The sequence below is a fragment of the Archangium sp. genome (assembly GCF_057119385.1).
The window spans coordinates 1-25,263 of record NZ_DBNGVP010000208.1 but is presented as its reverse complement, the minus strand read 5'-3'; the positions used below and the strand labels follow the sequence as shown (position 1 = coordinate 25,263).

The following is a 25,263-nucleotide window of genomic DNA, read 5'->3' as shown; positions in this document are numbered from 1 at the left end:
TCTGGTCGTACGCGAGGAACGTCGCGCCGCCCGTCTTCGCCAGCACCTTGGTGATGGCCGCCGTCAGGGACGTCTTGCCGTGGTCAACGTGGCCGATGGTGCCGATGTTGACGTGCGGCAAGCTTCTGTCGAACTTTTCCTTGGACATAACGCTCCTCGAAAAAATGGAGCCCCGAACCAGGATTGAACTGGTGACCTCATCCTTACCAAGGATGCGCTCTGCCAACTGAGCTATCGGGGCTTGTATCTGCGACTACAACACTGGAGCGGGAAATGGGACTCGAACCCACGACATTCAGCTTGGAAGGCTGACGCTCTACCAACTGAGCTATTCCCGCGATTGCGATGGAGGGAGTTGGATTCGAACCAACGAAGGCGTAGAGCCGGCAGATTTACAGTCTGCTCCCTTTGGCCGCTTGGGTATCCCTCCGCAACGCTGTCCTCAACTACCGCGAAACCACTGTTCTTCCTACTGCTTTTTTGCCCCGGGCCCTCATCCGCGGCCCCGTGCTGGCCGGCGGCGGGATTTGAACCCGCGACCTACTGATTACAAATCAGGTGCTCTACCAGCTGAGCTACACCGGCATCCATCACTCCGGCTGCTTCCCCAACTCGCCCGTCCCACCGACCGGGAACCGCCAACCGCCCGTCCCGTCGAGGCGCGCCCTTTTAGAAGTCCCCGCCCCCCAAGTCAAGCGGTTTGATCCGAAGGGTTCAACTTCCGGCACCGGGACGCGACGTCCCCCGTTGCCGGGCGGCCTCATATAGCAGAATCGCCGCCGAAACGGACGCATTCAGGGAACCGACCTGACCGAGCATCGGAATCCCGAGCCGGAAGTCACAGTGCTCCAGCACTCCCTGGCGCACGCCTGCTCCCTCGGCCCCCACCACCAGGGCCAATGGCCCGTCCAGCCGGGCGCTCCACAGAGGCTGGTTCGAGTGGGGGTCCGCCGCGGCGATCCACACCCCGGCCTCCTTCAGCTCCTCCAGGGCCCGGGACAGGTTGACCACCCGCGCGATGGGACAATGCTCCACCGCTCCCGCCGAGGCCTTGGCCACCACGCCCGTCACCGGCACCGCCCGGTCCTTGGCGATGACCACCCCGTGCGCCCCCATCGCGTGCGCCGAACGGATGATCGCCCCGAAGTTGTGCGGATCCTGGATGCCGTCCAACACCACCAGCAACGCGGGACGTCCGCTCTTCTCGGCCGCCTCCAGCAAATCCTCCAGCTCCGCGTATTCGAAGCCCCGGAGCTCGGCCACCACGCCCTGGTGCACACCGCCATCGGCCATCGCCGCCAGACGCTCCCGGGGCACCCGCTCCACCCGGATGCCCGCGTCCCTCGCGCGGCTGAAGATCTCCGCCGCCGCCTTCGCGGCGAGCTGCCCCTCCGTCACGAAGAGGCGCTCCACCCGCTCCGCGTGTGCTCGCAACGACTCGAGCACCGGGTTCACCCCGTAGACGTAGCGCTGCTCGCTCCGCTCCGCGCCGCGTTCGCGACCCCCTCCCCTCTCCCCGCGCTGCTCCCCACGCTCCCCGCGCTCACTGCCCCTGGACGATCGCTGGCGCACCACGGACTAGAGGACCTCGACGGGCAGGGAGAACGTCTTCTGCTGACGGGCGCACAGCTGCTCCGAGCAGATGAAGAACGTCAGCTTCGCCTCCAGCGTGCCCTTGCCGGCCGCCGTGGCCTTGAACGGCACCTCGAAGCGGGGATCCACGAACTGCTGCCCCTGGGCCTTCTTCGCCACCGAGTCCTTCAGCGCCAGCTTCTCCTGCGCGGGCGACAGCTGCGCGCCGCCCTTCAGCTCCAGCTTCAGCGGCGCCTCGTCGGAGACGTGGGCCCCCGCCTTGCTCTTGATGGACAGCACGAACACGCCCTGCTCCCCCGCCTTCACCTTGGTGGAGGTGCCCTCCGTGCTCACCTCATAGAGGGTGGCCGGATCCACCTGCCCCTCGGCGTGGACCTGGGTGCTGGCAATGGCCACCAGCGCGGCGGCCAGGGAGGTGATGCGTCGCAAGTGCAGCATGGTTCGTCTCCTCACGGAAAAGCGGGGGCACCCTATCACCGACCCTCCGACGTCCGGGGACCTCTTTCTGTTCACGCCTCGCCCACGGAGGCCTTGGGCGTCCGCTTGCGCCGGGACGGCGCACCCGGCTCCGGCTCCGGCAACCCCACCCTCGGACTCCCGGCCGCCAGTTGCTCGGCGCGCTCGATGATGATGCCGGCCAGGTCCAACCCCGTGGCCGCCTCCATCTCCGGGATCGCCGGCGAGCTGTTCACCTCGAACACCTTGGGGTGCCCCTCCTGCACGTCCAGCAGGTCCACCGCCGCCACCTCCAACCCCACCAGCGTCGCCGTCCGCTCCGCCGCCTTCCGCTGGGACTCCGTCAGCTCGATGCGCTCCAGCCGGGCTCCCCGGTTGAGCGTGTAGGACAGCCGGCCCACCCTCGGACGGCGCCGCACCGCCGCCACCGCCCGGCCTCCCACCACCACCACCCGCACGTCCTGCCCCTTGTTCTGCACGTACTGCTGGACGACCAGGTTGTGCCCCAACCCGAGGATGGCCTCGAGCGCCGCCTCCAGGGACTGGAGGCTCTCGCACACCATCACCCCGTGCTTCTCCTGGCCCTGCAGCAGCTTCACCAGCACCGGCACGCCGCCCACCAGGCCCACCATCGCCTTGAGGTCCGCGGCGTCACGCGCCATCACCGTCGCCGGAATGTCGATGCCGTGCGCCGACAACAGCTGCAACGAGCGCATCTTGTTGCGCGACTCGGCGATGGCCCGCGCCGTGTTCACCAGCGGAACCCCGCACATGGCGAACTGGTTCACCACCGCCAGACCGTAGTTGCTGATGGACTGCGCGATGCGCGGGATGACCACGTCGCACGGGGAGAGCTTGCGCCGCCGGTAGTAGAGGTTGGCGCGCCGCCCATCCAGGTGCATCTCCACCCGGACCGGGTTGAGCACGCGCACCTGGTGCCCTCTGGCGCGCCCGGCCTCGACCAGACGCTTGGTGGATGAAATGGAGGCGGAGCGCGAGAGGATGGTGATCTTCATGGGCGGCCAGGGCGGGCGCCGGAGACATAGCCCCGGCACCTCACCACGTAAAGCCGCCCCGAAGGCTACCGCTTCTGAACGGCACGAACCTCGATCTTCACCGGGTTGGCCGACGTGGAGGCCTTGATGCGCTCACACGTGGAGCCCGTGAAGGAGATGCTCTTGTCCCCATTGAGGGTCCAGGTGTCCGCGCCCGGAGAGAGGCGATCGCCGTTGACGTACACCACCACCAGCTCCTGCGAGGAGGGCTCCTGGCCAGCGGCGAAGGTCAACAGGCAGGGGTCATCCAGCTGGATGGTCTCGCTGATCTTCCGCAGCGCCGCCGCCAGCTCGTCCGCGTTGCCCGCCTGGTAGAAACGGCGATTGCACAGGCCCCGGGACATGTCGCACGTGTCACCCGTGCCGCAGTCCGAATTCACCGTGCAGGTACGCGAGAAGCCACCCTCCTGGGCCATGGCGTTGAGCACGTCCGGGCCCGTTCCGCTGGCCAGCTCCGCGCCAAAGCCGATGACGATGGTCTTGATGTTCGCGTCCTTCAGCGCCTTCACCGCCGACACCGAGCCATCCTTGTCCAGGCAGCCCAGCTTGTCGTACGGATCGTACGAGCACAGGGACGTCCCGCTCAGGGTGCCCAGCGTGCAGCTGCAGCTCGCGTTCGGATAGGGGGTCGGGAACTTCGAGTTGCAGTTGGGAAGGCCGTCCGTCAGCAGCAGCACGAAGTTGGAGCGCGCATCCGTCTTCAGCTCCGGCAGCGTGAGCATGTACTGGAGGCTGTCATTGGTGGGCGTACCACCCTCCGGCTTCTGCACCCCCGCGGTGGACGAGGAGTTCTTGATGGCCAGCAGCTTGCCGTTCACTTCCGCGGCCTTGTCCTTGAGCGTGGCATCGTCATCCGACTCCGTGGTCGGCAGCGCGACGGTGACTCCGGCAGTCCCCCCGCACTTGTAGACCTTGTCCGCCGACAGGTCCGGGTAGGTAGCCAGGCCGATGCGTGCAATGGAGCCGCTGGTGGTGAGGAAGGTATCCATCGCCTTCTGCAGCGACGTCCACCGCGTGGGGCACCTGCCCGGCAACGCGCCGCCCGTGTCGCACGGGAAGGCCTCGCTCACGCCGCAGATCTCTCCGCTGGACGTGCCACCCTTCCGGCACACGTACACCCCCGACGAGTCCCGAAGATTCTCGTTCACCGGCAGCGTCATCGAACCCGACGTGTCCACCAGCATCATCAGGTTCGGCTTGGCATTCCGTGCCCGGATGTCACGCGTCTCCGTCGTCTGCGAGATGGCCAGTGGCTCCACCGGCTCGAAGTCATACGTCTGGCAACCGGTGGCGAGAACACCACCGACCGTGCCCAACACGAGGGCCCTCAGGAGAGTCAGCTTGGCGCGCATAAGATTGAAAGTCGCTCCTCGGAATCACGCGCGGGATCCCCCCGCGCTCACCAGGGTCCGGCCCCGAAAGCGTGCCGACAATACCCTCTCCCGCGCGCCCTCGGCCAGCAGCAATCCAGCGCCTCCCTAGAGAGCAAGGGTGCGTGCACCTGCCGTCAGTCTCCACAACGACGCCAGTCCCATCACCTCATCCAGCGTCCCTTTCAGCTCTTCCGGCGCGTATCCACAGATTCTTACCGTGGTGTCGCACGCCACCAGCTTCGCCCCCAACGCCCGCGCCTCCTCGAGCATCCTCGCCGGCACCGGAACCCCCAGCCCCTCCGCCCTCGCACTCTCCGACAACTCCTTCTCCGTGTGCGGCAGCCCGAAGCTGCCCCTCACCAACGCCCTCAAGGCGTCGAAGGCGAAGACGAAGTACACCTCGTCCCCCATCGCCGCCGCGGTGATTCCCATCGAGGCGGCCTGGAACGCAGGCTCATACGTGGCGTGCTGCAGGAAGAAGAACACTCGGCCGGCCATCAGGCGCGCGACAATACAAGAATCCACTTTCAGCAAAAGGCACTCGGGGTGCGTCGAATCCACCCGCGCCTCCGGCCTATAAACGGGCTCCGTTGATGTCCATACGAGGGAGCTCCCCCATGCCCTTCTCCCCACAGCCCATCCCGGCTCGCACCACCTCGCACCGCCGTCCGTGGTCCGCGTCTCTCGCGTCCACCTGTGCGCTCGCCACACTGCTCCTGACGGGCTCCTCGCACCTCGGCGCGGCCTCCGCCGCCCTGATGCCTCCCTCCGCTCCCAGCGCTCCCCAGCCCCACGGCACGCTGCATGAGGAGATCCTCCGTCTGCTCGACAGTTCCGAGGCGCTCCCTCGTGAGGCCGACTGGGCCCGGCTCGGTCCCGACGTCCTCTCCGAGCTCCTCGGGCTCGCCAGCAACCCCAAGGCCCCCGAGCCCCAGCGCTCCCGCGCCATCGCCGCCATGGCCGTCGTCGCCCACCCCGAGGCCGCTCTGCGCCTCCAGGAGTTGCTGCGCAGCACCGCTCAGCCTTCCTCCGTCCGCGCCGCAGCGACGCTCGCGCTCGGCCGCCGAGCCGGGCTCGAGGCCGTTCCCGTTCTGACTCCCCTCCTCGCCGACCCCAACGAGCAGGTGCGCGCGACCGCCGCGCGGACTCTTGGGCGTGTGGGTGGGGCCGAGGTGCGCAAGGCTCTGGAGGAACGGCTTCCCGTCGAGGAGAGTCTCGCCGTTCGCGAAGCCATCCAGCAGGGGTTGAGTTACGTCGAGCCGTAGTGGCTTCGAGGCTGGCGCAGACCCTCACCCCAGCCCTCTCCCAGAGGGAGAGGGGGCTTACACGGGCCTCAACCCGGGGTCCTCGGCACCCTCACCCCCGACCCCTCTCCCGGGGGGCGAGGGAGAGGAGGGCGGCGAGGGAGAGGCGGGGCACGGTTTGGAATGGGGCTCTCCTGGTGGGCTGGCAGGGAGACGCTCGCATCGGGCCCGGCCTTCCGTTACATGGGGGCCATGCGCCCCACCGTGCTCCTCTTCGATATCGATGGCACCCTCGTCACCACCGGCGGTGCCGGCCGCCGCTCCATGGCGCTCGCCTTCCAGGCCCTCCACGGCCGCCTCGATGCCTGTGACTCCTTCAGCATGTCCGGCATGACCGACCGCGCCATCGTCCGCAAGGGGCTCGACTTCATCGGCGCCCACCCCTCCCCCGACGCCATCTCCGCCGTCATCGACTCCTACCTCCATCACCTCGCCCAGGAGGTCCCCCTCGTCGACGAGCGCGACTACCGCGTCTACCCCGGCATGCGCGAGGCCGTCGACGCCGCCCTCTCCCGCTCCGGCTTCGCCGTCGGCCTCGGCACCGGCAACGTCCGCCAGGGCGCTCGCATCAAGCTCGAGCGCGTCCGCATCCACGACCGCTTCTCCTTCGGCGGCTTCGGCTGCGATCACGAGGACCGCGTCGAGCTCATCCGCCATGGCGCCCAGTCCGGTGCCAACCTCCTCGGCGCCCCCCTCCAGGAATGCCGCGTCGTCGTCATCGGCGATACCCCCAAGGACGTCGCCGCCGCCAAGGGCATCGGCGCCACCTGCATCGGCGTCGGCACCGGGAACTTCTCCCCCGAGGCCCTCCTCTCCTGCGGCGCCGACTACGCCTTCCCCGACTTCTCGGCCCGCGAAGCGCTCGCCGCCCTGCTCGACGGCCGCTGAGCCCAGCCCCCCTCCCTCCCTCGCGGTGTGGTATCTCCCCCCGCCCCGCCCGGTCCCGAGGAGCCCCTCCCCATGTCGCTGTCCACCCTCGAAGCCTACGATCTCGTCCGTTTCGCCGAGGCCATCGACTCGCGCCTCGCCGCCGCCGATGAGCTGCTCGCGGGCCGCCCGGGTCTGGAACGCGAGAAGGAGTGGCTCTCCACCGCCATCCAGATCGTCCGCGCCGAGCGCGCCCCCGCCCCCGCCCTCCTCGAAAAGGTCCGCGACCTCCCCGAGCTCGAGGAGGTCCGCGAGGAGTTCGCCTTCAACCTCCAGAACCTCTGGGTCGACTCGCTCGAGAAGCTCCACGCCGGCATCACCTTCTGCGCCAGCAGCCGCTCCCCCGTCATCGAGGCCCTCTTCCCCCACCTCAAGTTCCCCCAGCTCCGCCGCGCCTCCCGCGAGGTCAGCCAGGAGTTCGCCGCCAGCTACGAGCGCCGCCTCAAGTCCTCCTACGTCTCCCGCATCCTCGCCCGCGACGACTTCTCCTTCGTCCGCCCCGTGCTCGACCAGGTCGCCACCGCCTACGCCACCTGGCAGGCCTGCTTCGCCCCCGTCCAGCTCCCCCACGAGCAGGCCGCTCCCCTTCGCGCCGAGCTCATCGCCCTCGGCAAGAAGCTCGACGTCGCCCTCCGCCAGGCCCGCTGCCTCGCCGAGGCCTCCCTCGCCCCCATCCCCGATGCCTTCGAGAACTCCGGCCTCGCCGCCAAGCCGCGCAAGCGCGCCGCCCGCGGGCTGCCGTTCATCGACCCCGCCGACATGGGTGCCGCCGAGGCCAATGTCTCCGAGGGCGAGGCCACCGAGGCCGTTCCCCTCGAGACCGACTCCGCCGAGCCCAGTGCCGCCGAGTTGGCCGAGCTCGCCGCCCTCTCCGGTGCCGCTCCCGCCGAGCCCGAGTCCCCGGTAGCTCCCGACGCTCCGCCCGAGGCGCCTCCCGCTCCCGAGGCCGTTGCCGCTCCCGAGGCCCCTCCCGCTCCCGAACCCACTCCCGCTCCCCCGGCCGCCGAGCCCGCCAAGGCCCCCTCCAAGCGCGGCCGCAAGAAGAACGACCCCAAGTCCACCTCGGAGTCGGCCTGAAAGCCGTGGCCCCGGGCCACCGTTAGGAGGAATCGGCCATGGCCGACGTCGCCCTTCCCATCGATCCCCTCCTGCCCGAGATCGTCGCCACCCTGCGCGGCGCGAACTCGCTCGTGCTCGAGGCCCCTCCCGGCGCCGGCAAGACGACCCGCGTCCCCCGCTCCCTCCTCGAGGCCGGCCTCGGCCAGGGCAAGGAGATCGTCGTCCTCCAGCCCCGCCGCCTCCCCACCCGCCTCGCCGCCCAACGCGTCTCCGAGGAGATCGGCGAGCGCGTCGGCGAGACCGTCGGCTACCAGGTCCGCTTCGAGGACGTCCGCGGCCCGAAAACCCGGCTCTCCTTCGTCACCGAGGGCGTCCTCGGCCGCCGCCTCCTCTCCGATCCCACCCTCCGCGACGTCGGCGTCGTCGTGCTCGATGAGTTCCACGAGCGCCACCTCTCCGCCGATATCTCGCTCGCCCTCCTGCGCCGCCTCCAGCAGGGCCCCCGCCCCGACCTCAAGCTCGTGGTCATGTCCGCCACCCTCGAGGCCGCCCCCATCAGCGCCTACCTCGGCAACTGCCCCACCCTCCGCTCCGAGGGCCGCCGCTTCGACGTCAGCCTCGAGTACCTCCCCACCGCCGATGACCGCTACCTCGATGCCCAGGTCCTCTCCGGCATCAAGCGGCTCCACGCCAACGGGCTCGACGGCGATGTGCTCGTGTTCCTCCCCGGCGCCGGTGAGATCCGCCGCGCCATGGACACCTGCTCCGAGTTCGCCGGCCGTCACGGCATCGACCTGCTCCCCCTCCACGGCGACCTGCCCCCCGCCGAGCAGGACCGCGCCGTGCGCCGCAGCTCGCGCCGGAAGATCATCCTCTCCACCAACGTCGCGGAAACCTCCGTCACCATCGACGGGGTCGCCGCCGTCATCGACTCCGGCCTCGCCCGCGTCGCCTCCCACTCGCCCTGGTCCGGCCTGCCCATCCTCAAGCTCTCCAAGGTGAGCCGCGCCTCCGCTACCCAGCGCGCCGGCCGCGCCGGCCGTACCCGCTCCGGTCACTGTCTCCGCCTCTACACCCAGCACGACTTCGACGGCCGCCCCGATCAGGACGCCCCCGAAATCCGCCGCATGGACCTGGCAGAGACCGTCCTCTCCCTGCGCGCCGCCGGCATCACCGACCTCGTCTCCTTCCCCTTCTTCGAGCCCCCTCCCGCCGCCTCCCTCGAGGCCGCCGAGAGCCTCCTGCGCCGCCTCGGCGCCGTGGCCCCCGATGGGTCCGTTACGCCCATCGGCCAGCGGCTCCTCCGTTTCCCCCTCCACCCCCGCCAGGCCCGCATCATCGTCGAGGGCGAGAAGCGCGGTGTTGGTGCCGACGCGGCCCTCCTCGCCGCCCTCGTCGGTGAGCGCGACATCCGCCGCGAGGCCCGTACCAACCTCTCCGGCCCCGGCCGCGCCGCCAATGTCGTCGCCGGGCCCTCGGATCTGCTGGAGCTGCTCGAGCGCTTCCGCGAGGCCGAGCGCTTCAACTTCTCCTCCGGCCGCGTCCAGTCGCTCTCCCTCGAGCACGGCGCCGTGCAGGCCGTGGACCGCGTCCAGCGTCAGCTCCGGCGCGCCGTCCGCGATCAGGGGCAGCGCCCCTCCCGCCCCGAGGACGTGGAACAGGCCCTGATGCTCAGCGCGCTCGCCGGCTACCCCGACCGCGTCGCCCGCCGCCGCAAGCCCCGCTCCCCCGAGCTCCTCCTCTTCGGCGGCGGCACCGCCCAGCTCTCCGACGTCAGCGTCGTCCAGGAGCCCGAACTCATGATCGCCGTCGACGCCGAGGAGCGTCCCGGCCGCGGCGTCATCATCCGCATCGCCAGCGCCGTCGAGCCCGAGTGGCTCCTCGACCTGTACCCCGATGCCCTGGAAGAGGTCGACGCCCTCCAGTGGAACCCCTCCTCCAAGCGCGTCGAGCGCATCACCCGTCTGTCCTACGGGAATCTCGTCCTCGAGGAGACCCGGACCCCCGCTCCTCCCTCCGAGGCGGCCGCCCGCGTCCTCGTGGAACAGGCCCTCGCCGCCGGCCCCGGCCGCTTCGCCGACCCCGAGGCCCTGCTTCAGTGGCGCACCCGCGTCGCCCTGCTCGCCCAGGCCTTCCCCGAGGCCGGTTTCCCCACCGTCGACGAGGCCTTCATGCGTGACTCGCTGGCGTCCCTGTGCGCCGGGGCTCGCAGCTTCGCCGACCTCGAGGGGGTTTCGTTGCTCGATGCCCTGTATTCACGGCTGACCTCGGAACAGGCCCGGCTCCTGTCCAACCACGCCCCCGAGAAGGTCTCCCTCCCCGGCGGGCGCACCGCCAAGGTCCATTACGAGCCCGGCAAGCCTCCTTGGGTCGAGTCGCGGCTTCAGGACTTCTTCGGCATGGCCCAGGGGCCTAGTGTGTGTGCCGGGAGGGTTCCGCTCGTGCTCCACCTGCTCGCTCCCAACATGCGCGCCGTGCAGGTCACCACCGACCTCGCCGGGTTCTGGGAACGGCATTACCCGTCCCTCCGCAAGGAGCTGTGCCGGAAGTATCCGAAGCACAGCTGGCCCGAGGATCCGCGTCATGCGCAGACTCCGGCCGAACGGGGACGGCGGATTTGATGCGCTGACCCTCACCCCAACCCTCTCCCAGAGGGAGAGGGGGCGTGACTCGGGCTCAACCTGGGATCCGAGATACCCTCACCCCGTCCCTCTCCCGGAGGGCGAGGGGATATTGACGGGGTGTTTGTTTCTGGGGCGCTCTGTGCGCTCGGGCGCTCGGCTACAGCTTCTTGCGCATCTCCAGGTGGTCGATGCCCGCTTCCTTGAACACCTCTCCCAGCGGCTCGTACCCCTGCTTCTTGTAGAACTCCAGCGCGTACAGCTGCGAGTGCAACAGGATGCCCGTCACTCCCCGCCGGCGCGCCTCGTCCTCCAGCGTCGTCAGCAGCATCGCTCCCACTCGCGCCTTCCGGTGCGACTTCAGCACCGCCATGCGCCCGATCTGCCCCCACGTCCCCGTCTCTCCGGACGGCGGCTCGGGCAACATCACCAGACGCCCCGTCCCGATCGCGTGCCCACCCTGGAACGCCAGCACGTGGTACGCCTTCGCGTCCTCGGCATCCCGCTCGATGCCCTCCGGGACGTGCTGCTCCTCGATGAACACCACCTCGCGGATCGCGAGCGCCTGAAACAACTCAGCCTCATTCTTGATCTGCGCAATCGTGACGGGCGGCTGGGGGGTCTCCGGGTTCGACATGGCGCCAGCCACCGTACACAAATCCCGGCGGGGCAAACAGACGAAAAGGCACCCCAACGTGCTAAGCGCCCCCCCGACTCGATGCTCCCCTCCCAGGCCTCCGGACGCCTCCCCCTCATCGGCTTCTACGCCCTCTACTTCTCCATCACCGGCATCGTCCTGCCCTTCCTCCCCGCCTACCTGAAATCCCTTACCCTCTCCGTCTCCCAGGTCGGCCTCCTCCTCTCCCTCAGCCCCCTCCTCGCCCTCGCCGCTCCCCACTTCTGGGGCCACCTCGCCGATCGCTCCGGCCGCCCCAACCTCGTCCTCTCCGTCGTCTGCGCCGGCGCCTGCCTGGGCTTCATCCCCCTCCTCTTCGTCGACCGCTTCCCCACCCTCGTCGCCTCCCTCGCCGCCTACGCCTTCTTCGCCTCCTCCATCACCCCCCTCATCGACAGCCTCGCCCTCCAACACATCGCCCGGACCGGCGGCTCCTACTCCCACCTGCGCCTCTTCGGCTCGCTCGGCTTCGTGCTCTCCTCCACCGCCTTCGGCCTCGCCGTGGACTCCGTGGGCCGCGCCACCGTGCTCGCCGCCTTCTCCCTCCTGGCCACCCTCACCCTCTGGAGCTTCACCCTCCGTGACTCCAGCGGCCCCTCCGCCCACGTCCCCGTCCACCCCCTCGCCGGGCTCCAGCTCCTCGCCGACAGGGAGCTGCGCTGGCTGCTCGCCGCCTGCGCCCTCCATTGGATCGCCTGCGCCCCCTACCACGGCACCTTCTCCATCTTCGTCGGCTCGCTCGGCCTGCCTCCCTCCGTGGTGGGCACCGCCATGGGGCTCGGGGTCTCCGCCGAGGTGCTCGTGATGCTCCTCTACCCCCGCGTGGCCGATCGCATCTCCCCCCGAGATCTCCTGGTGCTCGCCTTCACCTCCAGTGCCCTGCGCTGGGCCGGGCTCTCCCTCACCACCTCCCGGGGCGTCATCGCCGCCCTCTCCCTCCTCCACGGCCTGTCCTTCGGCGCCTTCTACGTGGCCAGCATCGCCTTCGTCGTCCGCCGCGTCCCCCCTCACCTGCGCGCCTCCGGCCAGGGCCTCTTCGCCGCCATCACCTTCGGGCTGGGGGGGCTCGTCGGCTACTCCTCCGCCGGGGCCGGCTACGACTGGCTCGGGGGGCACCGCCTCTTCGCCGTCGCCGCCGTCCTCGAGCTGCTCGCCGCCGCGCTCATCCTCCGCATTCCGTCCCGGGAGCCCCGCCTCCCGGCGTGATAGCCTGCGCCCGATGCGATCCGCGCTCCTCGCACTCGTCCTCTGCCTCTCGTCCCTCCCCGCCGCCGCCCAACCGGAGGTCTTCTTCGGCTCCGGCAACGACGTGCCCAACCTCAAGGAGGAGGACTTCGACCGCCGCTTCCTCAGGACCGGCGTCTACCAGGCCCTCAACCAGGGAACGAACGATCCCCACTGTGCCCAGCTCCTCGGCGGGCTGCTCACGCTCCTCGGAGAGACCGCGCCCCTGCTGCACAAGCGCGACGAGAACTTCTTCCTGGATCCCCTGCTCGTCCAGGCGCTCAACACCCAGCTGAGCACCCCGCGCTTCCAGGCCAACGCGTACCTGGTGGCCATGGTGCGCCGCGTGCTGATCGACCGGAAGCTGCCCCCCAACTGGTTCCAGACCGCCGCCGCCCTCGGGCCCGTGGTGCTCACCATCGACGTGGGCAAGCTGCGCTTCCTCTCCGAGGGCCTCCAGCCCATCGACAGCTTCTTCCTCACCCTGCCCGCCCTGCGCGATCGCTATGAGATCGAGGTCCGCCGCGCCAACGCCACCGCCGCCCGCTCCGCCGAGAAGATGTTCCGCGAGAGCTACCTCGACCGGCAGGTGGCCTTCGGCGGCCTCGAGCTGATCGACCTGGACATCGAGAAGCCCAAGAAGAAGAAGCCCGCGAAGAAGCGCAAGGGCCAGCCCGTCGTCGAGGAGGAGCCCGAGGTCCCCGTGGCCGTGGCGAAGCTGGTCTGGTACCCGACCCCCGCGGAGGACAACGAGATCAACCCCTTCGGCACGCCGAAGAAGCGCCCCACCGTCAACATCACCGCGAAGCTCGCGCCCCAGCAGTACCTGGACCTGAGCCGCATCCCCAAGGGCACCCAGTTGATGGTGCGCGGGCGCTTCTGGGGCTTCAAGAAGGCGGTGGACGAGCTGGAGCTGCGCGACGGGCTCATCTTCCAGGACCGCAACTGGTCCCAGGGCAACCTGCTGGCCGATCCCAACGCCGTGGCCCGCTGCCCCCTGGCCGTCAACGAGCTGATGGGCGCGTCCCCCGTGCAGTCGGGCGCCTTCGGCCAGCCGAGCCGGTAGCACCCCCAGAGCCGGCTCCCACGGAGGTGGGCGTCCCGCCGGTGGGCTCCCCGTCCACGGCCCGGGAGTCCACCCCCGCGTCCCTCCGTCGAGCACCCCCTGGCACGGGCCGTGCTCCCCCTCGGGTTCCACCCAGCACCGCGAGGGACCCATGAAGGTCGACGGACACTCGGAGACAGCACCGGCACGGCCGGCCTCGGACAAGGGACGTTTCCAGGAAGCGCTGAAGAAGGCCCCGCCGGAGACGGCGAAGACCCCCCTCCAGGGACAGGCCACCCGGAGCCTCGTCACCGCGCCACGGGGAACCACCGGAGCCCTGGCCGCCACCGCGCTGGCGCGGACCCCCCAACGAGGCGCCTTCGCCAGTGCCGAGCACCTGGGCCAGGTCCGCCAGGGCCTGAGCGCCGAGGCCCACCGGCTCCGGGACGTGCGCGGAGACGCCCACCAGACCCACCAGGAGCGGGTACAGCAGCGCGTGACCGACCTCATCGCGAGGGAGCTCGCCCGGGAGCCACGCGCCGAGCCGGTGCCTCCCCGCTCCCCACCCACCTCGCCGGGCGCCGAGCCCCAGGCCTCGCTCCCTCCCGTGGAGGCCCTCTCCGCCACGGACGGTGCCCGGCCCGGAGGCACCGGGGGAGCGGCACCCGTGGAGCCCTCGAACCCCGAGGTCCGCGTGCAGGCGGCCCTGGAGCTCATCGAGCAGATCGAGGTGTTCGTGAAGTCGCAGCGGCCCGCGCTGGCGATGCGCCTGGGGGGCTCCCTGGACGCCACCGTGGAGGTGGAGCGCACGGGCGAGCGCGAGGTGTCCCTGCGCATCCAGGGGCGCCGCGGACGCCTGCCCCAGAAGGACCTGGCGCGCATCCGCGAGGAGCTGACGGCTCGCGGGCTGAAGCTCCGTGCCCTGCTGGCGTCCTGAGCCGGCCTCCGGGCACGAAAAAGGCCCTGCCGCCTGTGGGCGGAGGGCCTCGGACACCTGGGCGCGGCGGGACTACTTGCCGGGCTTCTCCAGGAGCTGGCTGCGCTTGCCCTTCTTGTCCTTGAACTCCTCGGCCTCGGGCAGGGGCGCCTTCTTCTCCGCGATGTTCGGCCACTGGGTGGCGAACTTCGCGTTCAGCTCCTTGTACTCCTTGTACTCGGCGGGCAGATCCGACTCGGGGAAGATCGCCTTGGTCGGGCACACCGGCTCACACGCACCGCAATCGATGCACTCGTCCGGGTGGATGACCAGGAAGTTGGCGCCCTCGTAGAAGCAGTTGACCGGGCAGACCTCGACACAGTCGGTGTACTTGCACTTGATGCAAGGCTCGGTGACCACGTAAGCCATTGAAATATCTCCTCTTGGACTGAGTCCGTGCGCGCGCGCACAGTACATGGGTTGGGACGGGGGGGGCACTCCCTAAATGCAGTACCCCTGAAGCCTACTCACCCCAGGATCCCCTGGGCACGCATCAGTTCGGCTACCAGGATCGCTCCCCTGGCCGCTCCCATCTTCGTGTTGTGGGACACGAGCAGGTACTTGAAGCCGTTCTCCAGCACGCCGTCCTCGCGCACCCGGCCCACCGTGGTGGCCATGCCGCCGTGCGTGTCCCGGTCCAGCCTCGGCTGCGGGCGGAACGGATCCTCCAGCACCTCGATCCACCGCGGCGGCGCGGACGGGAGATTCCGGGACACCTCGGCGCCCCGCCACTCGCGCATCGCCTGCACCACCTCCGCCACCGAGGCCTTGCTCGCCAGGGAGACGAACACGGACTCGGTGTGACCCTCCATCACCGCCACGCGGGTGCAGGTGCACGACACCCGCACCTCGTGCGAGGTGAGGGCGGCCCCCGCGGCGTCCAGCGTGCCGAGGATCTTCTTGGTCTCCACCTGGACCTTCTCCTCCTCCTTGGGGATGAAGGGGATGACGTTGTCCAGGATGTCCAGGCCGATGACGCCGGGCGAGCGGCCCGCGCCGGACATGGCCTGCATGGACGTCATCAGCACCGACTTGATGCCGAAGCGCTCGGCCAGCGGGGCCAGGGTGATGGCCATGCCGGTGGTGGTGCAGTTGGGGATGGGGACGATGTAACCCTTCCAGCCGCGGCGCTTCTGCTGCTCGCGCACCAGCCGGGCATGGTCGGCGTTCACCGGGGGGATGAGCAGCGGCACGTCCGCCTCGTAGCGGAAGGCGCTGGCCGCGGAGAACACGGGGATGTCCCGCGCCAGCCGGGGCTCCATCTCCTTGGCCACGTCCGACTCCACCGCCGAGAAGGCGATGTCGTAGTCCTTCGCCTGGACCTCCTCGCCGCTCACCACCTTCATCTTCGCGATCGACTCGGGCAGCGCCTCGGGGACGAACCACGCGGTCATCCCGTTGGAGGCTTTGAGCGCGTCGGCGTACGCCTTGCCCGCCGAGCGCGGCGAGGCCGCCAGTCCGGTGAGCTCGATGCCGGGGTGATCCTTCAGCGCGGCGATGAACTGCTGGCCGGCGAGTCCAGTGGCGCCAATGAGGACAGCGCGAAGCTTGGCCATGGTGTCGGAGACTCCCTTTCTCGTGGGGGTCGAGGGATGCCGGGTCCTTTACACCCTTTGGCGCCGGACCGCTACGCACCGCGGCGAGAGCTGTACCCGCCCGGGCTCAGCACAACCCGCTGGCCGAGGCCCCCGACAGATGGCTCTCGGTGGGCAGCCCGTGGGTGATCCACCCCTGGAGGCCCCCGTCCAGACACACCGCGGTGAGCCCCCGGTGGTTGAGCAGGCGGCAGGCGCGGCGCGCGTCCGAACCGTCCGGCGAACACCCACACACCACGATCAGCTCGTCGTCGGGGAGGATCGCCGCGTCCTGTAGAATCTCCTCGAAGGGCATCCACAGGGCGCCGGGGATATGCAGGCCGTAGCGATCCCAATCCTCGGGATCACGGCAGTCGAGCACGAGCACTTCCTCGTCTCCGAGCCGGACATAGAGCTCGGTACAAGGCATACGGGGATCCACCACCCGGACCTCCTGCTGCGGTGTCTGTCCCGCAGAACGAGGAGCCCCCCGATTCCCTTCCCGGCGGCATGCCCGCCCGCCCCCTCCCCGCGGCCGGCTAGAGACCGAGCTGCCTGGCGATGATCTCGTTCATGATCTCACTGGTGCCCCCACCGATGGGGCCCAGGCGCGCGTCCCGCCAGTGGCGCTGGATGTCGTACTCCATCATGTAGCCAGCGCCGCCGTGGAGCTGGAGGCACGCATCCGCCACCCGGCAGGCGGTCTCGGTGGCCACCTTCTTGGCCATGGACGTCTGGGCGATGGCGTACTCGCCCCCCACGTGCAGACGCAGCGCGTGGTAGGTGAGCTGGCGCGCGGCCTCGAAGTCGGTGGCCAGCTCGGCGATCCGGTGCCGCACCACCTGGAACTCGTGGAGCGCGTGACCGAAGGCCCGCCGGTCCCTCACGTGGGCCATCACCACTTCCAGCATCTCCTCCATGGCCCCGAGCGCCCCCAGGGCGAGCGACAGGCGCTCCCACTGGAAGTTGCCCATGATCTGATAGAAGCCCTGCCCCTCCACGCCCCCGAGCAGGTTGGCCGCGGGCACCCGGCAGTCCTCGAAGAAGAGCTCGCCGGTGTCCGAGGCGCGCCACCCGAGCTTCTTGAGCTTGCGCCCCACGGAGAAACCGGGCGTGCCCTTCTCCACCACCAGCAGGGCCAGGCCCTTGTGCCCGGCGTCCGGGTTCGTCTTCACCGCCAGCACCACGAAGTCCGCCCGGACGCCATTGGTGATGTAGGTCTTCGAGCCGTTGACGACGTAGTGGTCCCCGTCGCGGCGGGCGGTGGTGAGCAGGCCGGCCACGTCCGAGCCGCCATGGGGCTCGGTGATGCCGAGCGCGCCGATCTTCTCCCCCCGGATGGCCGGGGCGAGGAAGCGCTGCTTCTGGTCCTCGGTGCCGAACTTGTGGAGGGGGCCGGTGGCGATGGTGTGCTGGGCCCCGAGGCCGGCGGCGACCCCGCCCGAGCCGCAGCGCCCCATCTCCTCGAGCAGCACCGCCTCGTAGAGCTCCCCGGCGTTGGAGCCCCCATAGGCCTCCGGGTACTTGAGACCGAGGAAGCCCAGCTCGCCGAAACGGGTGAAGAGCTCCCGGGGGAACTCCTCCCGCTCCTCCCACTGGGAGGCGAAGGGCTTCAGCTCCTTCTCCACCACCGCCCGCACCGTGCGGCGGAAGGCCTCGTGCTCCTCCTGGTACAGCCCGTAACCCTGCAGCATGATGGACGTTCCTCCGGTGGCTGGCGGGACCGCTCGCCCGGGATGCTACCGGACACGGATGTGCATGCCCCCCTCTCTCCTGTCTTGACCCGGCTGTTTCGGGTTCATATAAGGCGTACACGCTTCTCGCGGCGCCATAGCCAAGTGGTAAGGCAAAGGTCTGCAAAACCTTCATTCCCCGGTTCGAATCCGGGTGGCGCCTCACAGCAAGGGCCCGATGTGGACTCCGGTTCACATCGGGCCTTCGTATTTCTGGAGTCTGGCAGGATGGCGGCCCCCCTCTTCCTGGAGCCCCCGCCTGAGCACCGTCTCCTCCCGCCGGCTGCTGTCCTCCCTCCTGTCCCTGTCCCTTCTCGGCTCACCGGCCCTGGCGGCCGAGCCGTCCAAGCCCCCGGCGAAGGCGCCGGATGCCTCGCGGGCAGAGGCGGCGCGGCTGGTCGCCTCGTTCCTCGGGGACACGCCGCTGATGAGCGATCTGCAGTCCCTGGTGGACGAGGTGGGCGGGAGGGCCACGGGCTCGCCGTCGAACCTGCGCTCCGTGGAGTGGGCGCTCGCGCGCTTCCGTGAGGCGGGCGTCGACGCGCGCAAGGAGTCCTTCCAGATGCCGGGCCTGTGGCTGGAGCGCTCGGCGTCCGCCACCGTGCGCGGCAAGGGGCTGGAGTTCTCGCCCCGCATCGCGGCCATGCCCTTCTCCACCGCCACGCCCAAAGGCGGACTGACGGCGCCGCTGCTCGACGCGGGCCGGGGCACGGAGAAGGAGCTCAAGGCGCTCGGGGAGAAGGCGAAGGGCGCGTTCCTGCTCGTGGACACCACGGAGCTGAAGAACGTGGACGACCTGTTCCGCGAGTACGCCGAGGCCGCGGAGATTGAACAGCAGGCGTTCGCGGCGGGTGTCGCGGGCGTGGTGTACATGGGCTCGAGGCCCAACAACCTGCTCTACCGGCACAACGTGTCGGTGGGCATGCGCAACACGCGGCCCATGATGGTCATGGAGCGGGACGGAGCGCTGCGCGCCCAGCGCCTGCTGCGCACGGGCAAGGCGCTGACGCTCACGGCCGAGCTGGAGCTCCAGACCGGGCCGGCCTACGAGAGCTACAACGTCATCGGGGAGATCCGCGGCAGCACGCGCCCGGACGAGGTGGTGGTGCTCGGCGCGCACCTGGACTCGTGGGACCTGGGCACGGGGGCGCTGGACAACGGGGCCAACGTGGTGGCGCTCATCGACGTGGCGCGGCAGATGAAGCGCCTGGGGCTCAAGCCCGCGCGCACCATCCGCTTCGCGCTGTGGAACGGCGAGGAGCAGGGCATGTACGGCTCGGAGGGCTACGTGAAGGCGCACGAGGCCGAGCTGGACAAGCACGTGATGGCGTCCTCGTTCGACATCGGCTGCGGACGCATCAACGGCTTCTTCACGGGCGGACGCCCCGAGCTGCCGCCCCTGGTGGACCAGGCGCTCGAGCCGGTGAAGGGTCTGGGCCCGTTCACGCAGGTGGACGCACCGATCGTGGGCACGGACAACTTCGACTTCATGCTGCACGGCGTGCCCAACCTGGTGGCCAACCAGGAGCCGGCGCTCTACGGCCCGAACTACCACGCGCGCTCGGACGAGCTGGACAAGTGCGATCCACAGCAGCTGCGGCTCAACACGGCCATCGTGGGAGCACTGGCGTACGGCTTCGCGCAGATGGACGCGAAGCTGCCGCGACAGTCACGCGTGCAGGTGGAGGAGCTGGTCCGCACCACGGACCTGGGCCAGCAGATGAAGAGCTTCAACATGCTGGAGGACTGGACGTCCGGGAAACGCGGACAGAAGGGCAGCACCTCCGCGGGCCCAGCGAAGCGCTGACGTGTTCCGTGGCCGTCGGGGCGATGGCACCTCGACGGCTCCGGGATTGCACGGGGCGGGGGGCATGATGAAATCTTCACGCATGGCCCCCAGTCGTCCTCCCGATCCACCGTCCACCGAGCGGAACTCCCCGTCCGTCGAGGCGGCCTTCCAGGCAGTGCCCCCGGAGATGGTGGCGGAAATCCTGAACGGCGAGCTGCACGTCAGCCCTCGCCCGGCCCGGCCGCATACCAACACGTGGACACGCCTGAGCACTCTCCTGGCGATGCCTTTCTTGTTCGGAACAGGAGGCCCAGGCGGGTGGGTCATCCTCTTCGAGCCTGAATTGCACCTCGGCCCCCGGCCAGACAAGCTCGTGCCGGACATCGCCGGATGGAGGCGCGAACGCCTGCCCGGAGCCATCGGAGGAGACGATGCCCCGGCGCACTACGACCTCGCTCCGGACTGGGTGTGCGAAGTGCTCTCCAAGAGCACGCGGCGCATCGACAAGATCCAGAAGATGCGCATCTACGCCCGGGAGGGCGTGCGGAACGTGTGGCACGTGGACCCGGTGGCCCAGACGCTCGAGATCTTCCGGCTCGAGGGGAGCCACTGGCTGCTCGTCGATTCCGTCGCCGGAGACGAGCGGGTGCGCGCCGAGCCCTTCGAGTCCTTCGAGCTCGATCTGGCGCTCATCTGGGCCGAGTAGGAGTGCTCGTCCGGAAGGGATTCGTCTGCTCGCCAGGGCGCCCGAGTGTACGGGGCATCTTGGGTACGGCCGCTCTTACCGTCGACTGCGGACGGCAGTGGGCACGCGGCGGGACTCTACGAGAGAGGCCACGCTGCTTCGCGCACTCGGTCGCCCGAGAATTGCTACCTTAGGACCGTTATGGTTGGCGTGTCGGACCCGTACGGCCGGACATCCCTGGCGAACAGACGAATCAATCACCGCGCATTCAGACGCGCATGGTGTTCCTGACGCGTGAGCCGCGCGCTGCCTGACAATGGCACCGGTGAGCCTCAACGGAGTTGTCGCCAGAAGCTGGCTCACGCGCGCTTCCTACTCGGCGAGCTCGATCCGCACCTTCAGCGGACCGGGCTCCCTCAGGGCCTCGACGCCACCCACGGCAGGTGCGAGCCTGACCCCGGCGCGAGCGCCACCCCAGGACGCAGGGTGTTGAGGCTTCCGCCGCCACAGCCCCGACTCTTTTCAAGGGCCGTTGAACCTCGTCACGAATGCATCCGATGACCCGGCGTCCGCGTAGACGTTCGTCGGGAAGTTGGTCGACCAGGTCGTGCCCGTGACGAAGACGGTGCCGGACGCGTTCACCGCGATGGACGAGACATGATCCGAGGAGTTCCCACCCAGCAACGTCGAATAGGTGTACGCGTTACCCGTTGGGCTCAGCTGGACCACGAAGGCACTCCCGTAGTCGCCGGGGGCGAGGACGGTCTGGTAGGCCGAGCTGGTCGTGGGGAAGTTGGTCGACTCGGTGAGTCCCGCGACGTAGGCGATGCCCGAACCACTCACCGCGATGGAATAGCCCATTTCCATGGCGCTTCCGCCAATGTAGGAAGCGTAGACGCGGCTGCCCGTTGAGTCGAACTTCGCCACGAACGCATCCAGCCAGCCACCGACCGTTGGCTGGGCCGAACCCGGAGTGGTCGGGAAACTCCCGATCGCCGTGTCATTGGGCGGCAGCGTGGTCCCCGTGACGTAGGCGTTGCCCGAGCTGTCCACGGCGATCGCGTTGGCCTGGTCTCCTCCCTGGCCTCCCAGATAGGTCGAGAAGGAGAGGGCCGTGCCCGTTGCGTTCAACTTCGCGATGAAGGCATCCCCGCCACCGCGCTGCGTGGGCTGGAATGCGTTGACCACCGGGAAGTCCCACGAGCTCGTGGCTCCCGTGATGTAGGCGTTGCCCGCCGTGTCGAGGGCGATGTCCGTGCCCTCGTCGGAGCCGGATCCACCCAACGTCACGGCATAGACGAATGCGGTGCCAGAGGGATTCAGCTTGCCGACGGCCACGTCTGGTTGGCCGGCATTGACGCTTCCGACTACGTAGGCATGGCCAGCGGAGTCGACCTGGATACCGCTGACGTCACTCCAACCCAGAGAGACGGAGTAGAGGATCGAGGTTCCCGCCGCGTTGATCTTCGTGACGGTCTCCCCCGCGGAACCCCACGACGCGACATAGGCATTCCCCGAGCCATCCACGGCGATGTCCTTGCCCTGGCCAGGGAAGTAGACTGCGCGCGTCGGCCCATCGTGATCACCAGGATCGGAGCATCGTGGTCAGCGGGCCTTTGGGCCCGAGGACTACGCTTGAGGCCGGAGGCCTCACCGCTGGCGGAGTCGGGTCAGAGCTACTGCCGCCGAGGGCGTCAATCTTCCTGTCGCCTGACACCGCCCCCCTCCCCATCACCCACGGTGGCACACCACCACCGGCGTGATGCCCATCAACCAGTTCGCTCACGCGTCCATCAACCAGCTTGCGCGTCAACACTGGGCAGGGCTGCTACGAAGGACCTTCGCGCTGGAGGTGTTGGCCTGCGTGAGGTGTGGAGGCAGGCGGCGAGTGCTGGAGTACGTGAAGGAAGCGGGAGGGGTGCGCGCGATTCTGGAGCACCTGGGCCTGCCCACGGCAGGTGCGAGGCTGGCCCCGGCGCGAGGGCCCCCCCAGGCCGCGTGGTGTTGAGGCTCAAGCCGCCCGGGCCAAGAGAGCCAGCCCCCAGCCGCGCACCCCATGGGAGCGCGGCCTGGGCAGTCGTGTACCTCAAGGGGCTGCGCGGCCTGTCCACCCGCTTGGCTCACTGCTCGGACGGCCCCTGTCAGCGGTCCTCCTCGGCACCTGCGCTCCAGCCCTCACCCTCAACATGGCCTCTATCCCGCCTATACGCCACAGGTACCTGGGGTGCACGGAGGGGCTGGCTTTCTCTGCGCGATGTGCCTGATGGATGCGGGGAGTTAGTCTGCGGGGCATGAGAACCCCTGGACTCCTCTTCCTCTATATGGCCAAGGACCCACAGAGCAGCCGGGGGGACTCCCCCGTCAACCGGGGGAGTTGAGTTACTTGATGCGCCCCCGGCGCTTGGCTCTTGAGAGCTCGGCTTCGAGCGCGAAAACCTCGGAGTCGTCGACCGCGCGGGATGTCGAGGGCTTCGAAGACGCTTCGATCAGCTTCTTTTCCAGGGCTGGAACGACCTGCGTCCGGTAGTACTCGGGGAAGGCGTCGCTATCATCCTTGAACCCCCGCTCGTTCCACCGGTAGATGACGATCTCGGTGGGCACACGCCGGGCACCCTCATACCGGTCCATGAACCGCTCGAGCACGAGTTCCTGCTTGCCGTCGCCGTCCGCATCGACGAGATGCGTCCGCAGCGACTCGATGGACCGACCGTTGTTCCTGGCTTCAGTCCAAGCGTACTGCCCCTGCTGCTGTTGCACCACGACGACATTGTTGTAGAAGCCACGGCCGCTGTAGTCGACCGTAGCCAGCAGTTCCAGGTTGGAATCTCCGTTGATGTCGGCAAAATAGGCATCACCCACCATCGGCGTGACCAGATCCGCATCAGGCAGCAGGCCCTCCAGGAGTCGTTGAACCTGGATTCGCAAATCAGGCGTAGCGTTCAAGGATTTTTGCCGACCTGTGTTCCAACTCTCCGAGGTAATCCCGGCGGCATGGGCAGTGGAGAAGGCCATCATCATAGCGGCAATCAAGGTCATACGTTTCATAGAGCCCCCTATCGAATCCGGGAACGAACGTCGTTGGCATACTGGACGCCCGCTGGGTTGTTAGCCGTGTTGATGGTCCAGTCATAGGTTCCGTTCGGGAGTTGGATGGCGCGGTAATACTGATTGTTCAGTCCGGCGGCCGCAGCAGGACCATACAGTGTCAGCGCCATGTTCTCGCGTTCAACACTGGTGAGCCTCCTGAGGCCCCGATGCGCCTGGATGATCCTGCGCTCGAGCGCCGCGGCGATTCGAAGCTTCTCGCGGAAGAGATCCGCGGCGTCCTGGGTGTTGATTTGCCAGTCCCAGGCACGCTGCACCGTAGATGGCATCTGCATCAAGCCGATGTGACTGCCGCCATCGTAACTCTCAACAGGCCAAAGGGCTTGCTTGTCGTACTTGGTGCGGACTGAGAATTGCCGGTACGTGCTCTCCTTGTCCGCGATGCCTGTCAGCAGACGCGGCGTTTCGCCCTGCCGGTAAAGCTGGACGAGCCTGTCGGTAATCTCTCTCTCGGGAATCGAGCCGCCAACGACATAGAAGTATTCAAGCGGACAGGCTGTGTCATCTTTCGTCGAAGCGGTAATCCTCGCCCGTCCTCCGCGGGACTGGTAATACAGCTTCTTCGTGGCAGTGCCGTTCGTATTGATCGAACTGACCAGACCGGGCAGACCGCGCGTTCGATCCGTGTCGTACTCCATGGAAATAGTCCACGACACCGGGCCGGTCGCGCCGCTACCGCCCGCTGTGAACGAGATGTCCGGTGAACGGGTATGGGTGTTTTCCGTCAACCCGAAGGTGCTCCCCTTGCCAGGCGACTGGATCGTCAACTCGGATGACGGGCCGATCGTGTACCTGAGATTGTCGATGGCAAAGCCGGCGGCGTCGGACGTCGCTCCTATCGTGAACGAGTGCGTCCCCTTCGGTGCGGTAAAGGTATTAATTCCTCTTCCTGGATTGCTGACCGTTCCCAACGATGCGTTGTTGATGTCCAGGAAGGTGACCTGAGTCGACCCGATTTCATCGAAGTAACCCGCTTCGAAGGCTAGCTGGGTCGTGGCCACCGCAGTCGCCGGATCAGCGGGAGAGATGAAAGTAGCGGTGATTGGCCCCTGGAACTGAGGTGTCCCTGACAGGACCGGAGCCGTCGGGTTCGCCCCGTCCCCCGAAATGAACGGATACCCCGAGCCGCTGCTGAACCGCACCCCTTTGGCCGAATACTGGGAGCTGATGGCCGTTCCTTGAGCAAACTCACTGAAGGTGATGACGAATGACTGCTCCGTGCATTGAGATTGCGCGTCGGCCGCTCCCACCGACAAGAGGGCCAGAGTCAACAAGCTGAGGCGAAGCAATGTCCGTTTATCCATGCTTTAGTCCCCGATTCGAGTCAATCAATCCAGGTCACCCGTCAACCCTGCGCAAGCTGTGGTGGGACAGAGGTTGAAGAACCCGGCTGGCGCGGAAATCGATTGGAGCGTCTAACAAAAGCCTGGCTTGGGCGATGGTCTTTCGAACGGACTGTCTTATCACTCACTTTGTCAGAGGCTCCTACTTCCTGCGCTTAACAATGCTTGACGGAAGACGAGGCGAGGGCTGCTTTGGCTGGCTCTTCCAGGGCCGAGGGCAGATGCGGTGACGAGGGCCTGAGGCAGCTTGCCCAGGTGGCCAGTCTTGGGCACCCAGTCTGCCGCTCCCTCAAGCAGGGGCGGAGCCGGGGCTGGAGGAGGAGACCCCCCTTTGCCGCGACGGTGGAGGAACCTTTGGAAGGAGCGCACACCCCGTTTGGACTGGGCCGGGCTGCTGAAAAGGACGTTCGCCCTGGATGTGTTGGCGTACTTGAGATGTGGAGGCAGGCTTAAGGCGCCGTCTGGAAATAAACTTTCCAATTGATACTTATTTCCCGTGCAAGCTCTTGGCATTTGAGCACGGATGGATGGTGTAATTCCAGTCGCCATGAAACGAGTCGCGCTCAAGACGGAGCGACTCCATTTGGGCCTCCGTTACCTCCATTTGGGCCTCCGTTACCTTGATGCCTATGGGGTAGTCTGCCGCATCGAGTGCCGCCTGGATGTGCAGTCCCTTCTCCGTCGTTGTGCTGCCAATGAGGTTGACGATGACTTCACGGCTCTCC

General features: G+C 68.3%; 24 protein-coding genes and 5 tRNA genes. 10 read left to right on the top strand and 19 right to left on the bottom strand.

All coding sequences use genetic code 11. The features are described 5' to 3' along the window. From AC16DP_RS47670 to AC16DP_RS47625, 10 genes are all read right to left on the bottom strand, one after another. Positions 1-148 (bottom strand): GTP-binding protein (locus AC16DP_RS47670; protein ID WP_483957052.1); only part of this gene is annotated, 148 nt, incomplete at its 3' end. Between the two features lie 17 nt (positions 149-165). Next, a tRNA-Thr gene (locus tag AC16DP_RS47665) sits at positions 166-241 on the bottom strand. A 21-nt stretch (positions 242-262) separates the two neighbouring features. Further along, positions 263-338: transfer RNA gene (locus AC16DP_RS47660), tRNA-Gly, on the bottom strand. A gap of 8 nt (positions 339-346) precedes the next feature. Beyond that, positions 347-430 (bottom strand) — tRNA-Tyr (locus AC16DP_RS47655). 82 nt (positions 431-512) lie between these two features. After that, a tRNA-Thr gene (locus AC16DP_RS47650) sits at positions 513-585 on the bottom strand. A gap of 129 nt (positions 586-714) precedes the next feature. After that, positions 715-1,572: a 23S rRNA (guanosine(2251)-2'-O)-methyltransferase RlmB gene (rlmB, locus tag AC16DP_RS47645; protein WP_329734208.1), complete on the bottom strand. Its 858-nt coding sequence runs from the start codon at positions 1,570-1,572 to the stop codon at positions 715-717. A 6-nt stretch (positions 1,573-1,578) separates the two neighbouring features. After that, on the bottom strand, positions 1,579-2,031 hold the full coding sequence (locus AC16DP_RS47640; protein ID WP_329734207.1) for a hypothetical protein: 453 nt from the start codon (positions 2,029-2,031) through the stop codon (positions 1,579-1,581). 71 nt (positions 2,032-2,102) lie between these two features. After that, positions 2,103-3,065 carry a RimK family alpha-L-glutamate ligase gene (locus AC16DP_RS47635; protein ID WP_329734206.1) on the bottom strand — a complete coding sequence of 321 codons (963 nt, stop codon included), beginning with the start codon at positions 3,063-3,065 and terminating at the stop codon, positions 2,103-2,105. A gap of 65 nt (positions 3,066-3,130) precedes the next feature. Next, positions 3,131-4,456 carry an adventurous gliding motility lipoprotein CglB gene (gene cglB / locus AC16DP_RS47630; RefSeq protein ID WP_329734205.1) on the bottom strand — a complete coding sequence of 442 codons (1,326 nt, stop codon included), beginning with the start codon at positions 4,454-4,456 and terminating at the stop codon, positions 3,131-3,133. 126 nt (positions 4,457-4,582) lie between these two features. After that, a complete protein-coding gene (locus AC16DP_RS47625; RefSeq protein WP_329734204.1) occupies positions 4,583-5,038 on the bottom strand; it encodes a hypothetical protein in 456 nt (151 codons plus the stop codon). Positions 5,039-5,094: 56 nt separating this feature from the next. Here AC16DP_RS47625 and AC16DP_RS47620 point away from each other — a divergent pair, with 56 nt between their 5' ends. The 4 genes from AC16DP_RS47620 (at position 5,095) to hrpB (ending at position 10,388) form a co-directional block, all read left to right on the top strand. After that, positions 5,095-5,742, top strand: a complete 648-nt coding sequence (locus AC16DP_RS47620; RefSeq protein ID WP_329734203.1) for a HEAT repeat domain-containing protein — start codon at positions 5,095-5,097, stop codon at positions 5,740-5,742. 222 nt (positions 5,743-5,964) lie between these two features. Next, positions 5,965-6,669, top strand: coding sequence for an HAD family hydrolase (locus AC16DP_RS47615; protein ID WP_329734209.1), 705 nt, complete (start codon positions 5,965-5,967; stop codon positions 6,667-6,669). A gap of 72 nt (positions 6,670-6,741) precedes the next feature. After that, entirely contained in the window at positions 6,742-7,785 is a 1,044-nt protein-coding gene (locus tag AC16DP_RS47610) for a hypothetical protein (RefSeq protein WP_329734202.1), read from the top strand. 38 nt (positions 7,786-7,823) lie between these two features. Next, positions 7,824-10,388 (top strand): ATP-dependent helicase HrpB, encoded by a 2,565-nt coding sequence (hrpB, locus tag AC16DP_RS47605; protein ID WP_329734201.1) that lies wholly within the window; start codon positions 7,824-7,826, stop codon positions 10,386-10,388. Between the two features lie 160 nt (positions 10,389-10,548). Here hrpB and AC16DP_RS47600 read toward each other — a convergent pair whose 3' ends face one another. Then, positions 10,549-11,025: a GNAT family N-acetyltransferase gene (locus tag AC16DP_RS47600; protein ID WP_329734200.1), complete on the bottom strand. Its 477-nt coding sequence runs from the start codon at positions 11,023-11,025 to the stop codon at positions 10,549-10,551. 81 nt (positions 11,026-11,106) lie between these two features. Here AC16DP_RS47600 and AC16DP_RS47595 point away from each other — a divergent pair, with 81 nt between their 5' ends. The 3 genes from AC16DP_RS47595 to AC16DP_RS47585 all read left to right on the top strand — a co-directional run bounded on the left by AC16DP_RS47595 (position 11,107) and on the right by AC16DP_RS47585 (position 14,270). Then, on the top strand, positions 11,107-12,270 hold the full coding sequence (locus AC16DP_RS47595) for an MFS transporter (protein WP_329734199.1): 1,164 nt from the start codon (positions 11,107-11,109) through the stop codon (positions 12,268-12,270). A gap of 13 nt (positions 12,271-12,283) precedes the next feature. Beyond that, positions 12,284-13,354: a hypothetical protein gene (locus tag AC16DP_RS47590; protein ID WP_329734198.1), complete on the top strand. Its 1,071-nt coding sequence runs from the start codon at positions 12,284-12,286 to the stop codon at positions 13,352-13,354. A gap of 151 nt (positions 13,355-13,505) precedes the next feature. Then, complete coding sequence (locus AC16DP_RS47585) at positions 13,506-14,270, top strand: hypothetical protein (protein WP_329734197.1); 765 nt, start codon at positions 13,506-13,508, stop codon at positions 14,268-14,270. A gap of 72 nt (positions 14,271-14,342) precedes the next feature. Here AC16DP_RS47585 and fdxA read toward each other — a convergent pair whose 3' ends face one another. The 4 genes from fdxA to AC16DP_RS47565 form a co-directional block, all read right to left on the bottom strand. Next, positions 14,343-14,678, bottom strand: a complete 336-nt coding sequence (gene fdxA, locus AC16DP_RS47580; RefSeq protein ID WP_329734196.1) for a ferredoxin FdxA — start codon at positions 14,676-14,678, stop codon at positions 14,343-14,345. Between the two features lie 98 nt (positions 14,679-14,776). Beyond that, on the bottom strand, positions 14,777-15,865 hold the full coding sequence (gene asd, locus AC16DP_RS47575; RefSeq protein WP_329734195.1) for an aspartate-semialdehyde dehydrogenase: 1,089 nt from the start codon (positions 15,863-15,865) through the stop codon (positions 14,777-14,779). Between the two features lie 106 nt (positions 15,866-15,971). Further along, entirely contained in the window at positions 15,972-16,313 is a 342-nt protein-coding gene (locus tag AC16DP_RS47570) for a rhodanese-like domain-containing protein (RefSeq protein WP_329734194.1), read from the bottom strand. 109 nt (positions 16,314-16,422) lie between these two features. Next, positions 16,423-17,577: an acyl-CoA dehydrogenase family protein gene (locus AC16DP_RS47565; RefSeq protein WP_329734193.1), complete on the bottom strand. Its 1,155-nt coding sequence runs from the start codon at positions 17,575-17,577 to the stop codon at positions 16,423-16,425. Between the two features lie 130 nt (positions 17,578-17,707). Between AC16DP_RS47565 and AC16DP_RS47560 the strand changes: the two genes are divergently transcribed. From AC16DP_RS47560 to AC16DP_RS47550, 3 genes are all read left to right on the top strand, one after another. After that, positions 17,708-17,779, top strand: a tRNA-Cys gene (locus AC16DP_RS47560). Between the two features lie 15 nt (positions 17,780-17,794). Continuing rightward, a complete protein-coding gene (locus AC16DP_RS47555; protein ID WP_329734192.1) occupies positions 17,795-19,423 on the top strand; it encodes a M20/M25/M40 family metallo-hydrolase in 1,629 nt (542 codons plus the stop codon). An 82-nt stretch (positions 19,424-19,505) separates the two neighbouring features. After that, positions 19,506-20,111, top strand: coding sequence for a Uma2 family endonuclease (locus AC16DP_RS47550; RefSeq protein WP_329734191.1), 606 nt, complete (start codon positions 19,506-19,508; stop codon positions 20,109-20,111). Positions 20,112-20,612: 501 nt separating this feature from the next. Here AC16DP_RS47550 and AC16DP_RS47545 read toward each other — a convergent pair. From AC16DP_RS47545 to AC16DP_RS47530, 4 genes are all read right to left on the bottom strand, one after another. Beyond that, on the bottom strand, positions 20,613-21,617 hold the full coding sequence (locus AC16DP_RS47545) for an SBBP repeat-containing protein (protein ID WP_329734190.1): 1,005 nt from the start codon (positions 21,615-21,617) through the stop codon (positions 20,613-20,615). Positions 21,618-22,469: 852 nt separating this feature from the next. Then, entirely contained in the window at positions 22,470-23,126 is a 657-nt protein-coding gene (locus tag AC16DP_RS47540) for a hypothetical protein (protein WP_329734189.1), read from the bottom strand. Between the two features lie 17 nt (positions 23,127-23,143). Continuing rightward, on the bottom strand, positions 23,144-24,499 hold the full coding sequence (locus tag AC16DP_RS47535) for a hypothetical protein (RefSeq protein WP_329734188.1): 1,356 nt from the start codon (positions 24,497-24,499) through the stop codon (positions 23,144-23,146). A gap of 526 nt (positions 24,500-25,025) precedes the next feature. Further along, positions 25,026-25,263, bottom strand: a 238-nt coding sequence (locus tag AC16DP_RS47530) for an ISAzo13-like element transposase-related protein (RefSeq protein WP_483957098.1), incomplete at its 5' end; no start/stop codon positions are given.

What these genes read in the sequence shown, in the direction of transcription:
- AC16DP_RS47570 (WP_329734194.1), bottom strand. Translation starts at nt 16,313, where the DNA reads ATGCCTTGTACCGAGCTCTATGTCCGGCTCGGAGACGAGGAAGTGCTC.
- hrpB (WP_329734201.1), top strand. Translation starts at nt 7,824, where the DNA reads ATGGCCGACGTCGCCCTTCCCATCGATCCCCTCCTGCCCGAGATCGTC.
- cglB (WP_329734205.1), bottom strand. Translation starts at nt 4,456, where the DNA reads ATGCGCGCCAAGCTGACTCTCCTGAGGGCCCTCGTGTTGGGCACGGTC.
- fdxA (WP_329734196.1), bottom strand. Translation starts at nt 14,678, where the DNA reads ATGGCTTACGTGGTCACCGAGCCTTGCATCAAGTGCAAGTACACCGAC.
- AC16DP_RS47610 (WP_329734202.1), top strand. Translation starts at nt 6,742, where the DNA reads ATGTCGCTGTCCACCCTCGAAGCCTACGATCTCGTCCGTTTCGCCGAG.
- AC16DP_RS47540 (WP_329734189.1), bottom strand. Translation starts at nt 23,126, where the DNA reads ATGACCTTGATTGCCGCTATGATGATGGCCTTCTCCACTGCCCATGCC.
- AC16DP_RS47585 (WP_329734197.1), top strand. Translation starts at nt 13,506, where the DNA reads ATGAAGGTCGACGGACACTCGGAGACAGCACCGGCACGGCCGGCCTCG.
- AC16DP_RS47550 (WP_329734191.1), top strand. Translation starts at nt 19,506, where the DNA reads ATGGCCCCCAGTCGTCCTCCCGATCCACCGTCCACCGAGCGGAACTCC.
- AC16DP_RS47620 (WP_329734203.1), top strand. Translation starts at nt 5,095, where the DNA reads ATGCCCTTCTCCCCACAGCCCATCCCGGCTCGCACCACCTCGCACCGC.
- AC16DP_RS47635 (WP_329734206.1), bottom strand. Translation starts at nt 3,065, where the DNA reads ATGAAGATCACCATCCTCTCGCGCTCCGCCTCCATTTCATCCACCAAG.
- AC16DP_RS47565 (WP_329734193.1), bottom strand. Translation starts at nt 17,577, where the DNA reads ATGCTGCAGGGTTACGGGCTGTACCAGGAGGAGCACGAGGCCTTCCGC.
- AC16DP_RS47535 (WP_329734188.1), bottom strand. Translation starts at nt 24,499, where the DNA reads ATGGATAAACGGACATTGCTTCGCCTCAGCTTGTTGACTCTGGCCCTC.
- AC16DP_RS47595 (WP_329734199.1), top strand. Translation starts at nt 11,107, where the DNA reads ATGCTCCCCTCCCAGGCCTCCGGACGCCTCCCCCTCATCGGCTTCTAC.
- AC16DP_RS47615 (WP_329734209.1), top strand. Translation starts at nt 5,965, where the DNA reads ATGGGGGCCATGCGCCCCACCGTGCTCCTCTTCGATATCGATGGCACC.
- AC16DP_RS47600 (WP_329734200.1), bottom strand. Translation starts at nt 11,025, where the DNA reads ATGTCGAACCCGGAGACCCCCCAGCCGCCCGTCACGATTGCGCAGATC.
- AC16DP_RS47555 (WP_329734192.1), top strand. Translation starts at nt 17,795, where the DNA reads ATGTGGACTCCGGTTCACATCGGGCCTTCGTATTTCTGGAGTCTGGCA.
- AC16DP_RS47590 (WP_329734198.1), top strand. Translation starts at nt 12,284, where the DNA reads ATGCGATCCGCGCTCCTCGCACTCGTCCTCTGCCTCTCGTCCCTCCCC.
- asd (WP_329734195.1), bottom strand. Translation starts at nt 15,865, where the DNA reads ATGGCCAAGCTTCGCGCTGTCCTCATTGGCGCCACTGGACTCGCCGGC.
- AC16DP_RS47640 (WP_329734207.1), bottom strand. Translation starts at nt 2,031, where the DNA reads ATGCTGCACTTGCGACGCATCACCTCCCTGGCCGCCGCGCTGGTGGCC.